At 73.9% G+C, this 13,944-nt stretch carries 12 protein-coding genes; 9 read left to right on the plus strand and 3 right to left on the minus strand.

The features are described from left to right. Window positions 1-114 precede the first annotated feature (114 nt). On the plus strand, window positions 115-1,317 hold the full coding sequence (locus EV378_RS27275; RefSeq protein ID WP_243653785.1) for an FAD-dependent monooxygenase: 1,203 nt from the start codon (window positions 115-117) through the stop codon (window positions 1,315-1,317). Between the two features lie 7 nt (window positions 1,318-1,324). Here the strand turns inward: EV378_RS27275 and EV378_RS27280 are convergent, their stop codons facing one another. Continuing rightward, window positions 1,325-2,023 carry an NUDIX hydrolase gene (locus tag EV378_RS27280; protein WP_132430255.1) on the minus strand — a complete coding sequence of 233 codons (699 nt, stop codon included), beginning with the start codon at window positions 2,021-2,023 and terminating at the stop codon, window positions 1,325-1,327. A 143-nt stretch (window positions 2,024-2,166) separates the two neighbouring features. Between EV378_RS27280 and EV378_RS27285 the strand changes: the two genes are divergently transcribed. Then, entirely contained in the window at window positions 2,167-2,844 is a 678-nt protein-coding gene (locus tag EV378_RS27285; protein ID WP_243653786.1) for a TetR/AcrR family transcriptional regulator, read from the plus strand. A gap of 34 nt (window positions 2,845-2,878) precedes the next feature. On the opposite strand, the gene EV378_RS27290 is transcribed toward EV378_RS27285, so the two are convergent. Beyond that, window positions 2,879-3,364 carry an SRPBCC family protein gene (locus EV378_RS27290; protein WP_132430256.1) on the minus strand — a complete coding sequence of 162 codons (486 nt, stop codon included), beginning with the start codon at window positions 3,362-3,364 and terminating at the stop codon, window positions 2,879-2,881. Between the two features lie 34 nt (window positions 3,365-3,398). On the opposite strand from EV378_RS27290, the gene EV378_RS27295 reads away from it, so the two are divergent. Next, complete coding sequence (locus EV378_RS27295; RefSeq protein ID WP_132430257.1) at window positions 3,399-4,490, plus strand: TIGR03617 family F420-dependent LLM class oxidoreductase; 1,092 nt, start codon at window positions 3,399-3,401, stop codon at window positions 4,488-4,490. A gap of 7 nt (window positions 4,491-4,497) precedes the next feature. Here the strand turns inward: EV378_RS27295 and EV378_RS27300 are convergent, their stop codons facing one another. Beyond that, window positions 4,498-5,013 (minus strand): hypothetical protein, encoded by a 516-nt coding sequence (locus EV378_RS27300; protein WP_132430258.1) that lies wholly within the window; start codon window positions 5,011-5,013, stop codon window positions 4,498-4,500. Window positions 5,014-5,107: 94 nt separating this feature from the next. Between EV378_RS27300 and EV378_RS27305 the strand changes: the two genes are divergently transcribed. From EV378_RS27305 to EV378_RS27330, 6 genes are all read left to right on the plus strand, one after another. Further along, a complete protein-coding gene (locus tag EV378_RS27305) occupies window positions 5,108-6,277 on the plus strand; it encodes a hypothetical protein (RefSeq protein ID WP_132430259.1) in 1,170 nt (389 codons plus the stop codon). A 51-nt stretch (window positions 6,278-6,328) separates the two neighbouring features. After that, window positions 6,329-7,210, plus strand: coding sequence for a class I SAM-dependent methyltransferase (locus EV378_RS27310; RefSeq protein ID WP_132430260.1), 882 nt, complete (start codon window positions 6,329-6,331; stop codon window positions 7,208-7,210). A gap of 81 nt (window positions 7,211-7,291) precedes the next feature. Beyond that, the gene (locus tag EV378_RS27315; RefSeq protein ID WP_132430261.1) at window positions 7,292-9,703 is read left to right on the plus strand and encodes a glycerol-3-phosphate 1-O-acyltransferase; all 2,412 of its coding nucleotides are present in this window, start codon (window positions 7,292-7,294) and stop codon (window positions 9,701-9,703) included. 59 nt (window positions 9,704-9,762) lie between these two features. Next, the gene (locus EV378_RS27320; protein ID WP_132430262.1) at window positions 9,763-11,196 is read left to right on the plus strand and encodes an HAD-IB family hydrolase; all 1,434 of its coding nucleotides are present in this window, start codon (window positions 9,763-9,765) and stop codon (window positions 11,194-11,196) included. Beyond that, complete coding sequence (locus EV378_RS27325; protein ID WP_132430263.1) at window positions 11,193-12,620, plus strand: wax ester/triacylglycerol synthase domain-containing protein; 1,428 nt, start codon at window positions 11,193-11,195, stop codon at window positions 12,618-12,620. Before EV378_RS27320 ends, EV378_RS27325 begins: the two co-directional genes overlap by 4 nt. Beyond that, window positions 12,617-13,423, plus strand: a complete 807-nt coding sequence (locus EV378_RS27330; RefSeq protein ID WP_132430264.1) for an alpha/beta fold hydrolase — start codon at window positions 12,617-12,619, stop codon at window positions 13,421-13,423. Before EV378_RS27325 ends, EV378_RS27330 begins: the two co-directional genes overlap by 4 nt. Window positions 13,424-13,944: the final 521 nt, after the last annotated feature.

Consider the following 13,944-nt stretch of genomic DNA (forward strand, 5'->3'; position numbering starts at 1 on the left):
CGATCCGGACGTGACGGGTCCGAGTACCGGCGAAGGCGGTTGAAGTCGGGACGGGTCAGCACTCAGACGGACGAGGTCGGAAAACGGCCCCGGTATGCGTGCCAGAATCCGGAGATGGACGGGTCAGTGGCGATCGTCGGTGCCGGGATCGGCGGGCTCTCGCTCGCCCTGTCGCTGCACGCCAGGGGCGTCCCGGTCACCGTCCACGAACAGGCCACGGAGCTCCGCGAGGTCGGGGCCGCCGTCGCGCTGTCCGCGAACGGCCTGCGACCCCTGGCCGAGCTGGGCCTGCTCGACGAGCTCGACGCCGTCGCGACCGAGCCGTCCGAGCTGATCCACCGCGGCTGGCGCACGCACGACCGGATCACCGGGTTCGCGGTGGGTGTGGACGGGTCGTACCGCGCCCGGTTCGGTGCGCCCTACCTGGGCATCCACCGCGCCGAGTTCCAGCGCGTGCTGGCCGGCGCCTGCCCGGACGGCATGATCCGCCTGGGTAGCCGCGTCGAGTCCGTCGTCGACCTCGGTGACCGCGTGGAGCTGCGGCTGGCCGGCGACGAGATCGCGCACGCGGCCGTCGCGGTCGGTGCCGACGGTGTGCACTCGCGGCTGCGGCAGAGCGTCGCGCCCGGGTCCGGCCCGGTCTACACCGGCACCAGCGGCTTCCGCGGTCTGGTGCCGGTGGCCGACGTGCCCTCGCTGCCCGACCCGACGGCGATCCAGTTCTGGATGGGCCCGGACGCGCACCTGCTGCACTACGCGATCGACCCGGACGCCGGCCGGATCAACTTCCTGGCCGTCCTCGAGGGCCCCGACGAGTGGTCCGGCGGCGCGGGGCCGCAGGCGGTGCCGGACGGCACGCTCGCCGCCGCGTTCGGCGGCTGGGCGCCCGCCGTGCGGGAGATGGTCACCGCCGTGCCGCAGAGCGACCGGTGGCCGCTCTACACGCTGCCGCCGTTGAACCGCTGGTCCGACGGGCGCGTCGTGCTGATCGGGGACGCCGCGCACACGATGCTGCCGCACCACGGCCAGGGCGCGAACCAGAGTCTGGAGGACGCCGCCGTGCTGGCCGACCTGCTCGTGGCGCCCGAGGCCCGCACCGGCGGGCACGCCGCGGCGTTCGCCCGCTACGAGCGCCTCCGCAGGGCCCGCACCCGCAAGGTGCAGCGCAGCTCGCTCGTCACGTCCGACCTGCTGCATCTGCCCGACGGCGACGAGGCCGCCGCGCGCGACGCCCGCCTGGCCGGGCTGGACCCGTGGCTGGCCTGGATCCACGGCGTCGACGCGCGGGAATCGACCCGGGCGCTGCCGGTCGGCTGACGGCGGGTCAGCGGCGCCGCGCCCGCTCCCACGCGCGGTCCAGCTCGACCGACTCGCCGGGCGTCCACGGCCGCTCCCAGCCGCCCGCGCGCAGGACGGCACCGAGCACTTCGGACGTGTAGCCCCAGATGACCATCCCCTCGACGTCGAACGCCGGGCCCGACCAGCCCATCGGGTGGTGCACCGCCAGCCGTACGGCCGGGTCGGCGAGCCGGGCGAGCGGCATCCGGAACACCTCGGCCGTCTCGTCGTGGTCCACGGCGGTGACCGGAACCGGTGTGCGCCAGTACGCCACGACGCCCGTGACGTGGTAGCCGGTGCCGAGCACGAGCCGGGGGAGCAGCACCAGCGGGTCCACACCGGACGGATCGAGCCCGGTCTCCTCGGCCGCCTCCCGGAGCGCGGTGTCGACCGGGCCGTGGTCGGCGTCCTCGCGACGGCCCCCGGGGAACGACACCTCCCCGGCATGCGAGCGCAGGCCGCCCGACCGTCGTTGCAGCAGCACGTCGGGACCGTCCGGGCCGTCGTCGGCGAGCAGGACGAGCACGGCGGCCTGGCGCGGCGACGGTTCGAGCGCCGCCAGGTCGTTGTGGCTGATGTCCGACGGGCGCAACGCCCCGAGTGCTCGGACGGCGCCGGCCCACCCGTCCGGCACGGGTGCGGGGGCGAACTCCGCGGAGAGCCAGCGCAGGACGCCCTCCGTCATCACCACACCCCCGGTCCGATGATCGTCGCCGGGCGCGACGATACGACCCCGCACGCCGTGACGGCGGCCCACTAGCCTGTGCGGTTCGTGTCCCGGAGGTGAACGCCGCCGGGCGTCGCCAGGGACGGCGAGGGGAGGCACACGTGGCAGGGCAGGGGGCCGGCGCCGCGGACGACCGTCCGGCGCCGCGCCGTGGCCGCAGGCCGATGTCCGACCGGCGCCGCGCGCTGCAGCGGCTGGAGATCTCCCGCGAGGCGATCCGGCTGTTCGGCGAGCAGGGCGTGACCCGGACCAGCGGCGAGCAGATCGCCGAGGCCTGTGGACTGTCCGCGCGGACGCTGTGGCGCTACTTCCGGACGAAGGAGAGCTGCGTCGAGCCGGTGCTGAGCCTGTCCACGGACGCGTTCCTGGCCTGCCTGGCACGGTGGCCGGAGGACCGGTCGCTCGACGAGCACCTGGTCGCCGACTACCGCCTCTCCGAGGACGGACAGCCGACGGACGGTGAGCTGGTACTGGCCGTCGTGCGCCTGTCCCGCGAGGAGCCCGCACTGCGGGCGATCTGGCTGGTCGTGAACGAGCGGGCGGAGCCGGTGCTGGCGGAAATCATCGCCGGACGGCTCGGCCGGTCCGCGGACGACGTCGAGACCCGCGTGCAGGCGGCGGCGCTGAACGCGGCGTTGCGGATCGCGACCGAGGACATCGCGGCGTCGGTCGCCGCGCGCCCCGGCCCGCGGCTCGTCGACGACATGCTCGCGCACCTGTCGGCGGCGGTCCGCGCGGCCACCCGCGGCGTCGTCGGCGACGCGCTGGACGGCGGTTAGCCGGTCCGGCGCCGGACCACCGAACGGCGGCGCGTCAGGACGTCGACGACGGGTTCGCGACGGTGCGCGTGAGGATGCCGAGCGTGGCGCGCAACGACTCCGGGTTGATCACCGGGAACTCGATCCGGCCGCGGTAGCGCTCGTTGATCTCGGACCAGTCGTAGTAGGACACGATGTCGGTCCCGCCGTCGCCGGTCGGCTCCAGGCGGTAGCCGTAGACGTGGCCGAGCGGCGGGTCCAGCAGGCCGCCCTCGATCGTCCAGGCGATCTCGCGGTCCTGCTCGTAGCGCGTGATGTGGACGGTCACCTGGTACTCGCCGATCGGGCGGTCGCCGAGCGCCTCCCGGTCCATGTGCACCACGAACTCGTCGCCGACGGCGCTCACCGGGGACCCGGTGGCGGACATCAGCATCCCGGAGCTGTCGATCGTCACGTGCCCCTGCGGGTCGCGGAGGATCGCGAACACGGCCTCCGGCGGCGCCGCGATGGTGCGGCGGGCCTCAAGCCTCTCGTCTGCCATGGCGGCGATCCTGTCAGGACGTAGGTTCTGACGCATGCGCCTGGAGACGTTGCTGCCGCTGGGCAAGGTGGACCCGGGCCTGCGGGCCCCCGACCGGCCGTTGGACATCCACGCGGTGGCCGCGAACGCGGAGTTGCTGGAGACCGTCGGCTACGGCGGGATGGTCGTCGAGGAAACGAAGGACGACCCGTACGTCCTGCTGGCGCTGGCCGCGCAGGCCACGACGGATCTGCGGCTCGGCACGGCCGTCGCGATGGCGTTCCCGCGCAGCCCGACGATCACCGCGCTGCACGCCTGGACGCTGCAGAAACTCGCCCGTGGCCGGTTCACGCTCGGGCTCGGGTCGCAGGTCAAGGCGCACGTGGAGCGCCGCTACGGGATGGCGTGGTCGGCGCCGGGGCCGTGGATGCGCGAGTACGTGCAGGCCGTGCGCGCCGTGTGGGACACCTGGCAGAACGGCACGCCGCTGGAGTTCCACGGCGAGCACTACGACCTGTCACTGATGGTGCCGCTGTTCGACGCGGGCCCGATCGAGCACCCGGACGTCCCGGTGCACCTGGCCGCCGTGAACCCGTACATGTGCTCGGTCGCGGGCGAGGTCGCCGACGGCATCCGCCCGCACCCGGTGTGCACGCCGTCCTACATCCGCGAGGTCATGCTGCCCGCCGCCCGGCGCGGTGCCACGCGGTCCGGCCGGTCGCTGGACGGGTTCCGGGTCTGCATGAAGCCGCTGGTCGCGTCGGCGCGCACCGACGAGGAGCTGGAGCGCACGGTGCGCGACGCCCGCGCCCGGATCGCGTTCTACGCGTCCACCCGCGGCTACCTGGCCGCGTTCGAGCACCTGGGTCTCGAGGACATGGCGGGGGAGGCGACGCTGCTGTCCCGCGCGCGGCGCTGGGAGGAGCTGCCCGCACTGGTCTCCGACGACGTGCTGGACCGGTTCGCCGTGATCGGCACCCACGACGAGATCGGTGCGAAGCTGCTGGAGCGCTTCGGCGACGTCGTCACCGACGTCGAGTTCTCGATCGCGGTCCGGGACGACACCGACCGCGCCCGGCTCGCCGACCTCGCGTCGGAGATCCAGGGGCACGACGACGCCCCGGCCCGGGCGGCGATCACCGGCTGAGCGCGGGTCAGGTGGGGGTCGGCCCGGTCACCTGCGACGAGAGCGGGACCACGTCGGTCGCCGGGAGCGGGCCGGGCGCCGGGGTGACCGGCGCGATGGTCTCGGCCGTCTGCCGCGGAGCGGGGACGACGGTCGCCGCGACCACGCGGTGCGACGGCGTCCGGGAGTGCGGCGGGGCGATCACGTGCAGCTGGCCCGCGCGGCGGACCCGCTGGGCGAGCGGCAGCCGGTGCCGGGGGACCGCGACGAGCCGACGGTAGACCCGCCGCAGCAGGTACCCGGCCCCGATCGCGACCGGCACCGTCACGAGCACCTGCCACACGGCCGTCGCCCAGAAGTGGATCGTCAGGACGACCAGTGCGGTGAGCACCACCGCGGCCGTCTTGACCAGCAGGATCCTCATCCGCAGGCCCCGGTCCCGGGTGCCCCGGCGCAGCTCGGGAGAGGTGCGGGACAGGATCCACACCCAGTACCCGGCGAGCAGCGCGAGCGCGACGTAGCCGGTGACGCGGCGGAGGTCCATTCCGGGTGCTCGCTCTGCGCACACGGCCCGTTACGCGGCGCTGGCCGGACATTTCGCCGGGCCGGACGCACCGGCCGGACGTACCGTCCGCGTGGTGACCGCAAGCGCTTCCGACCAGCACGCTCCCGAACGGGCCCCGACCGCCCGTCGCACCGTCGGCCTGCTCGCCGACCCGGGCGCGGCCGCCGAGCTCGCCCGCCGGCTCGGCCGGGATCTTCCCGACCTGCTCGGGAGGCAGGTGGGCGGGTCGTGGGGCGTCGAGCCCGTCGAGACCGAGCTGGAGCTCGATGAGAACGGCGCGCTGCCCGTCGTCGAGATCGGGAGCCGGGCACTCGACGACCGCGGATGGGATGCCGTCGTACTGATCTCCGATCTGCCGCGACGCGCGGGCACCGAACCGGTTGCCGCGGACGGCGCGACGGGGCACCGGGTCGGCCTGCTGTCGCTGCCCGCGCTCGGTGCGGTCGCCCAGTACCGCAGGGCGAGGGACACGGTGCTGCGACTCGTCGCGGACCATCTCGTGCCCGGTGGCGGCGACACCCGCTCCGGTGCGGCGGCCGCTCTGACCCGGCTGGACGCGAGTGGTGAACGGACCGGCGGGGACGCGGACCCCGAGGACACCGACGACGCGGGATCCGGCGGCGCCGAGGAGGCGATCGACGTCCGGCTCGCGATGACCGGCGCCCGCGGGCGGATGCGCCTGCTCCTCGGGCTGGTCCGCGCGAACCGGCCGTGGCGGCTCGTGCCGAGCCTGGCGCCCGCGCTCGCGGCGGCCGCTGCGGGCGCCGCGTTCGGGATCTTCTACTCCAACATCTGGTCGCTGGCCACGGCGCTCGGTATCTGGCGTCAGGTCGTCGTCTGCGTGATGGCGCTCGTCGCGATGGTCGTGTGGCTGATCCTGAACAACCGGCTCTGGGAGCGTCGCACGGACCGGTCGCTGCGCGAGGAGGCGACGCTGTCCAACGCCTCGACGGTGCTGACCGTGGCCGTCGGCGTGCTGTGCATGTTCGTGCTCGTGTTCGTGATCGCGCTGGTCGGATCCGTGATCGTGATCCCGGGCCACTACCTGGCGAGCAACCTCGGCCGGGAGTGGGGCGTCGACGACTACCTCATGATCGCCTGGCTCTCCTGCTCGATGGGCACGGTCGCCGGGGCGCTCGGCTCCGGGTTCGCCGACGAGAAGGCCGTCCGCCAGGCCGCCTACAGCCAGCGGGAGCTGGAGCGCCGCCGCAGGCTCGACGAGCAGGACTCGTCGCGGCGGTGACCCCGCTCACGTCGTCGTTAGCCTCGCTAAGTGGTCGGGTAGTCCATGATCATGAGGACCGATGACGACCAGTGGGACATCACGACGAGCGTCGGCGCGACCGCGCTGGCGGTGGCCGTCGGGCGCGCGATCGAGACCACGCGCGCCGACGGGCTGGTGGACGACCCGTACGCCAAGGCGTTCGTGGACGCGGCCGGTGACGCCCTGCCGCTCCCGGACGACCCGGCCGGCGACGACGTCCTGCGCGCCCAGGCCGGCTACCTCGGCATCCGGTCCCGGTTCTTCGACGACGCGCTCGGCTCCGCCGTCGAGGCCGGCACGTCACAGGTCGTGCTGCTGGCGGCCGGACTGGACACCCGCGGGTGCCGTCTCGGATGGCCGTCCGGCGTCACCGTCTACGAGGTGGACCAGCCCGCCGTGCTGGAGTTCAAGGACCGGGTCCTCGCCGACGCGGGCGCCACGTCCGAGGCGACCCGCGTCGCCGTGCCCGTCGACCTGCGCCACGACTGGCCGGCGGCCCTGACAGCGGCCGGGTTCGACCCGTCGCGCCCGACCGTCTGGCTGGCCGAGGGCCTTCTGCCGTACCTGCCCGCGGACGCCGAGCGCCTGCTGTTCGAGCGCGTGCAGGAGCTGTCCGCGCCGGGCAGCCGGATCGCCGTCGAGCACTTCGCGGACAGCGTGGACGACATCCTCGCCAACCCCAACTTCCGGTCCCTGTCCGAGCGCCTGGTCGGCACGGACGTCGCGGGCCTGTTCTTCGACGAGCCGCGCGGCGAGGGACCGGACGCGTGGCTGTCCACGCACGGCTGGGACGTCCGCTCGGGTGCCGTGCGGGACCTGGCCCGGCGGTACGGCCGCACGCTCGACGACGACGTCCGGGACTCGATGGGCACGGTCGAGTTGCTCAGCGCGGACCTCACCCGCGCCGCCTGACCCGTCGCGGTTGTTCCCCGTCCCGGCGCGGCTTATGTTCTCCGACGGACGACAGCCGCGTACCCGGATCGGGGGCTCTCTTTGGCAGCGGGAACGGCGGACGGGACACGGACGGTGGTCCTGTCCTCGGCGCGCTCCGGGACCGAACGGATGCTGCTGCGGACCTGGGTGTCCGAGCACTTCCCGTCGGCGGAGATGATCCAGCTCGGCTCGCGTTCGGAGCCGCCGTCCGCGCTGGAGCGCTCGCTCGACGGCGACGCGACGCTCGTCGTGCCGGTGCGGGTCACGTGGGTCCCGCCGGAGGACGACGACGCGGGGCCGGTCCGCAGCATGGCGGGTCTGGCGACCGGGGCGGTCATGCGGAACGCGTGGTGGCGGCTGCACCCGCAGCTGGCGCGGCACCGTCCGGAGGCCGCGCAGGTCGTGGCCGGGGAGCCGGCGACCGTCGCCGACCTCATGTCGCGGTTCGCGGCACAGGTGCAGGACCGCAGCGGGTCGTCCGCGTTCGCCCGGTTCGTCGTGCGCCAGGCCGTGCTCGCCTGCGATCGCGCGGAGCGGCGCGTCCTCGGCGACCGGTACAAGGTGCCGCGGCGGATGGTCGAGCAGATCACGTCGTCGTCGCGGTTCTCCGAGCTCGTCGGGCGCCTGGTCGGCGAGACCGGCACGCCGCGCGACGAGGTCGAGCGCCGGCTGCGCCGCAGCTTCCACGAGATGGCCGCCGTCCAGAGCCCGCCCGCCATCGACGTGTTCCGGGCGATGATGGGTCCGTTGCACGCCAAGGCGTGGGACGTGCACGTCGACGAGTCCGGGCTGGAGCGCCTCCGCGAGCTGAACAAGGAGCACGCGCTCGTGTTCCTGCCGTCGCACCGGTCCTATTCGGACCCGTTGCTGTTCGCCGAGGTGCTGCACGAGCGGAACTTCCCGCGCAACCACGTGCTCGGCGGCAACAACCTGTCGTTCTGGCCGATGGGCGCGCTGGGCCGCCGCGCCGGGATCGTGTTCATCCGACGCTCGTTCGGCGGGGACACCGTCTACAAGGCGGCCATGCAGGAGTACCTGGGCCACCTGCTGTCCAAGCGGTTCAACCTCGAGTGGTACATCGAGGGCGGCCGCAGCCGCACCGGGAAGCTCCGCCGCCCGCGCTACGGGCTGCTGCGCTACCTGGCCGCGGCGCTGCAGGACCGGCCGGGGCTGGACGCCGTGCTGGTGCCGGTGTCGATCGTCTACGACCAGCTGCACGAGGTCGGCGCCATGGCCGCCGAGCAGCGCGGGGCTGCGAAGAAGTCCGAGGGACTGGGCTGGCTGGCCGGCTACTTCCGCGACCAGCGCCGGCACATCGGAACCGCGCGCGTCCGGTTCGCCGAGCCGATCTCGTTCCGGCAGGCGCTCGAGGAGTCCGGCGACGGGTCGGCGCAGCTGGAGAAGATCGCGTTCCGGGTCTGCGTCGGGATCAACAAGGTCAGCGCCGCGACCGCGACGTCGCTGGCGACGTTCGCGTTGCTGACCGCCCGCGACCGGGCGCTGACGCTGCAGCAGGTGCGCGACGTCGTCGCACCGCTGGCCGACTACCTGGACGCGCGCGGTGTCCCGGTGCCGGTCGCCGAGCTGCGCACCCGGCACGGTCTGCGGATGACGCTCGACCAGCTGGCCGAGGCGCGCGTCGTCGAGATCTACTCCGGTGGCACGGAGCCGGTCTTCTCGATCGCCCGCGGGCGCCACCACGTGGCGGCGTTCTACCGCAACGGCGCCCTGCACCACCTGCTCAACCGCGCGCTGACCGAGGTCGCGCTGCTGCGCGTCGGGGACATGCCGGACGGCACGCCCGGCGAGGAGCTGGCCGAGCGGGCGTGGGACGAGCTGAACCGGCTGCGCGACCTGCTCAAGTTCGAGTTCTTCTTCTCCGACCGCAAGGCGCTGCGGGAGGAGGTGTTCGGCGAGTTCGAGCTGATGGACGCGGACTGGCGCCTCGGGGGACGGCAGCCGGCGGAGCTCGCGACGCAGGCGGGACGGGGCGAGACGAGCCCGGCCCGCCCGGCGGACGCGCGCGCGATCCTGCGACGGGTGCCGCTGCTCGTCGCGCCCGGGACGCTGCGGTCGTTCCTGGACGCGCAGCTCGTCGTGGCCGAGCAGCTCGCGGAGATGGGCGAGGCTCCGATGACCGACGAGAAGGCGTTCCTGGAGACGTGCCTGGGTGTGGGGCGACAGATGTTGTTGCAGCACAGGCTGGATCGAGCGGACTCGGTGTCCCGGGAGCTGTACGCGACGGCGCTGCGGCTGGCCGAGAACCGGAACCTGGTCGCGCCGGACGGCGACGCGGACGTTCTCGTGGCGGGTCGGCGGGCCTGGCAGGAGGAGCTGACCTCGCTGATCGACGACATGGGACGGCTCGCGCGCCTGGAGCGGGCCCGGCTCGAGGTCGTCCTCGGCGGGGCGGGCGACTCGCCGGACGGGGCGGGCGAGACGGCCGAGGGCAGCTCGGGCGTCGCCAGCTGACGGCGCGGTGATCGCCACCCGCACGTAATCTCTGCGCAGAACCGACGAGGGGAGCTCCGGTGTCGCAGGCTGACCGGCTGCGGGCGATCCGCGCCGTCCCGCAGGGCCCGGGGACCGTGGCCTACTTCGACTACGACGGCACCGTCATCGACGGCTACTCGGCGGGCGCGTTCTACCGCAAGCGCCTGCGCGAGTTCGACGTCGGGCCGGTCGAGCTGGTCCGGACGATCGCGGCCGGCATGCGCGGGATCCGCACCGACGACGACTTCCGCGAGTTCCTCGCGCTCACGCTCGAGACGTGGAAGGGACGCACCACCGACGAGCTCCACGAGCTGGGCCGCACGCTGTTCCGCGACGAGATCGCCGGTCAGCTGCACGCCGAGGTGTGGGAGCTCGTCGCGGCGCACCAGGAACGGGGCCACCTGGTGGTGATGGCGTCCTCGGCGACCCGGTTCCAGGTGCAGCCGATGGCCGACGAGCTCGGCGCCGACGGCCTGCTGTGCACCGAGCTCGAGGTCTCGGACGGCGTGCTCACCGGTCGCGCGGACGGCATGACGCTGTGGGGTCCCGGCAAGGCGGCCGCCGTGCGCAAGGACGCGGCGGACCGGGGCGTCGATCTCGGTGACTGCTTCGCCTACGCGAACGGGACCGAGGACGCGGACTTCCTGTCCGCCGTCGGGAACCCGGTGGCGGTGTCGCCGACCGACGAGCTGCGACGGCTGGCGACCGAGATGGACTGGCCGATCCTGGACTGTGCCCCGCGCGGCGGGCTGTTCCCGTCCGGGACCGACGTGGCGCGCACCGCCGTGTTCTACGGCGGGCTGCTCGGCGGGCTGTCCGCCGGCCTCGGGGCGGGCCTGCTGCGCGGGTCCAAGCGCCCCTTCCTGGACCTGGCGTGCAGCGTCGGTGCGGACGTGGGGTTCGGCCTCGCCGGTATCGACGTCGAGGTCACCGGCGCGGAGCACCTCGTCTCGTCGCGGCCGTGCGTGTTCGTGTTCAACCACCAGTCCAAGTTCGACGTCCCGGTGCTGATGAAGCTGCTGCGTGGCGGTTTCACCGGGGTCGCGAAGAGGGAGGCGGCCTCGATCCCGTTGTGGGGCCAGCTGTTCCGGATCGCCGACGTCGCGTTCGTGGACCGGGGCAACACCCGGCAGGCGCGCGAGGCGCTGCAGCCCGCCGTGGACACGTTGCGCGACGAGGGGATCTCCCTGGTGATCGCGCCGGAGGGCACCCGCTCGGCGACGCCGCGGCTCGGGACGTTCAAGAAGGGTGCGTTCCACATCGCGATGCAGGCCGAGGTGCCGATGGTGCCGGTCGTGATCCACAACGCCGGCGAGATCATGTGGCGGGGCGCGCAGACCGTGCGCGGCGGGACCGTGCACGTGACCGTGCTGCCCCCGATCGACACGCACGCCTGGTCGGCGGAGACGGTCCAGTCCCATGTGGACGACGTGCGGTCGCGGTTCGTCGAGACGCTGGGGCAGCGTCCATGAGCGACGCCCCGCTGCCGTGGGGTACGGCCCGTGAGATGTCGCCGTTCGAGGCGATGATGTGGCGCGCCGAGTCCGACCCGAAGATGCGCTCGCCCGTCATGGCGCTGGAGATCCTGGACCGGACCCCGGAGTGGGACCGGCTGGTCGCGGCCCACGACTGGGCGTCGCGGATGGTGCCGCGGTTCCGGGAACGCGTGCGCGACGCGCTCGGCGGCTTCGGCACGCCGTACTGGATCCAGGACCGCGAGTTCGACCTGCACTACCACCTGCGACGCGTGCGCCTCGCGGGTGACGCGAGCTGGTCGCAACTGTCCGATGTGGCCGAGCGGTTCATGATGACGCCGTTCGACCGGGAGCGTCCGCCGTGGGAGGCGATGCTCGTCGAGGGCCTGTCCGGCGGGCGTGCGGCCTACCTGCTGAAGATCCATCACGTGATCACCGACGGGCTGGGCATCGTCCAGCTGCTGTCCCAGCTGCACTCGCGACGTCGCGAGCACGACGACGAGAAGCCGCAGCCGCCCGCCCGCGACCCGGAGGAGGTCGACCGGCTCGCCGAGGTCGACCGACTGCTCCGTCGCGAGGCCGGCGTGCTGCCGGCCGCGGCGCGGATGACGCGCGACGTCGTCGGAGCGCTGTCCCGTCCGGTCAGCGCGGTGACCGAGACGATCCGCTACCTCGACTCGGCCGTGCGGGTGCTGTCGCCGCCGTCGGGTGGTGGGTCCGAGCTGCTGCGCCCGCGCGGGATGTCCTGGCGCTTCGCGGCCGTCGACGTCGACTTCGCCGACCTGCGCGCCGCCGGGAAGGCCGCGGGCGGGTCGTTCAACGACGTCTTCCTCGCCGGCCTGCTCGGTGCCCTGCGGCTCTACCACGTCGCGTCCGGGTACCCGGTCGCCCCGGACGCGACGCTGCGCCTGTCCGTACCGGTGTCGATCCGCAAGGAGTCCGACGCGGCGGGCGGTAACCACTTCGCGCCCGCCCGGCTGGCCGCTCCGTTCGGGATCACGGATCCGGCGGAACGGATCGGTGCCGTCGGCGAGCTGATGCGCGGGGCCCGCGCCGAGCCCGCGCTGGAGAGCGCAGACGCCGTCGCGCCGCTGCTGGCCCGCCTGCCCGGGCCGGTCCTGACGACGATCGCGGGCGGCTCGACCAGTGGCAGCGACGTCCAGGCCAGCAACATCCCCGGCCTGCAGCACGACGTGTTCCTCTGCGGCGGACGGATCGAGCGGGTCTACCCGTACGCGCCGCTGCCCGGCTGCGCGGCGATGATCTCGGGGATCACGCACGGGAAGACGGTCTGCATCGGCGCCAACCTGGACGCGGCCGCGATCAGCGACCGGGACCTGTTCGCCGACTGCCTGGTCCGCGGTTTCGAGGAGGTTCTGGCGCTGAACCCGGGTTCCGCGTCGCCGGAGCTGCCGAGATGAGCGGTCTCCACCGCGGTGGCTCCGGCTCGCCGCTCGTGCTGTTGCACGGCATGACGTCGTCGTGGCGGGCGTGGCGACCGGTGCTGCCCGAGCTCGAACGGCATCACGAGGTCGTCGCGCTGACGCTGCCCGGCCACGTCGAGGGACGCCCGTGGGACCCCGGCCGGGCCCCGTCGATCGAGGCGCTCGTCGACGAGGTGTGCGACCAGCTCGACGAGCTCGGCCTGGACGCCCCGCACGTCGCGGGCAACTCGCTGGGTGGCTGGATCGCCCTGGAGCTGGCCCGGCGAGGCCGTGCGCGCTCGGTGGTCGCGCTGTCGCCCGCCGGTGCGTGGGCCGTGCCGCGCGACATGTACCGCCTGCAGGTGCTGTTCCGCCTCGGCGCCTGCGTGACGGGGTGGCCTGCGGTCCGGCGCCTTGCCACGGTGGGCTGGATCCGCCGGATGCTGATGCTCGCCGTCGCCGAGCACGCCGAGCGGTACTCCCCGGACGACGTCGACGTGCTGTTCTCCGACCTCGCCGGGTGCACGATCCTGGAACCGATGCTGGCGAGGGCGCACGGTGACGGCCCGATCCGCGCTCTCGACGCCCCGCACTGCCCCGTCCGTATCGCCTGGGGCGGGTCGGACCGGATGATCCCGTTCCGCCGCTACGGCCGTCCGATGATGGACGCCGTCCCCCAGGCCGAGCTCGTCGTGCTCCCGGGTGTGGGGCACGTACCGATGGTGGACGACCCACCCCTCGTCGCGTGGACGATCCTGCAGGTCACGAGGCACGCCCCGGTCACGTCCGAGGGTGCCTGAGCCGTCCCGGACCCGCCGCCGCCCCGACCGCCGCCGCCGCCCCGACCGCCGCCGCCGTCCCGGACCCGCCGCCGCCCCGACCGCCGCCGCCGTCCCCGGGCCGCCCCGCACCCCCGCCCCGGCGTGTCGCACCCCGCTCCGGCGTGCCGCACCGGTCGCAGCGGGTGCGGCACGCCGGGACGGGGTGCGGCACGCCGGTCGGACAGGTGGGCACGGCCGGGGCGGCGGATCGGATCCCGTTGTCACGTCGTTGCGCCGAGTTCGGTACATGGATTCGGCGTCACGTTCCGGCGTGCACGGTGACCGCGACGTGCCGGCCGATCCGGTGGCCGAGTCAGCGGACGGCGACGACGATCCAGCGCCCGCCGACGGCGGGAACGAGGAGTGTGAGCGGGGCGTCCGAGGTGGACGCACCCGCTCGGGAACCCGGCGCCGACCGCGACGCGACGGCTCCCACGACCGTGCGGCCGTCCGGCAGGTGCAACTCGACGCGCGTACCGGGCGCGATCGCGAGCGGGGCG

This window comes from Pseudonocardia endophytica, from assembly GCF_004339565.1.
Classification (GTDB): Bacteria; Actinomycetota; Actinomycetes; order Mycobacteriales; family Pseudonocardiaceae; genus Pseudonocardia; species Pseudonocardia endophytica.

Coding starts and splice junctions, on each gene's coding strand:
- EV378_RS27275 (WP_243653785.1), top strand. CDS start 115: ATGGACGGGTCAGTGGCGATCGTCGGTGCCGGGATCGGCGGGCTCTCG.
- EV378_RS27280 (WP_132430255.1), bottom strand. CDS start 2,023: ATGACGGAGGGCGTCCTGCGCTGGCTCTCCGCGGAGTTCGCCCCCGCA.
- EV378_RS27290 (WP_132430256.1), bottom strand. CDS start 3,364: ATGGCAGACGAGAGGCTTGAGGCCCGCCGCACCATCGCGGCGCCGCCG.
- EV378_RS27295 (WP_132430257.1), top strand. CDS start 3,399: ATGCGCCTGGAGACGTTGCTGCCGCTGGGCAAGGTGGACCCGGGCCTG.
- EV378_RS27300 (WP_132430258.1), bottom strand. CDS start 5,013: ATGGACCTCCGCCGCGTCACCGGCTACGTCGCGCTCGCGCTGCTCGCC.
- EV378_RS27310 (WP_132430260.1), top strand. CDS start 6,329: ATGAGGACCGATGACGACCAGTGGGACATCACGACGAGCGTCGGCGCG.
- EV378_RS27325 (WP_132430263.1), top strand. CDS start 11,193: ATGAGCGACGCCCCGCTGCCGTGGGGTACGGCCCGTGAGATGTCGCCG.
- EV378_RS27330 (WP_132430264.1), top strand. CDS start 12,617: ATGAGCGGTCTCCACCGCGGTGGCTCCGGCTCGCCGCTCGTGCTGTTG.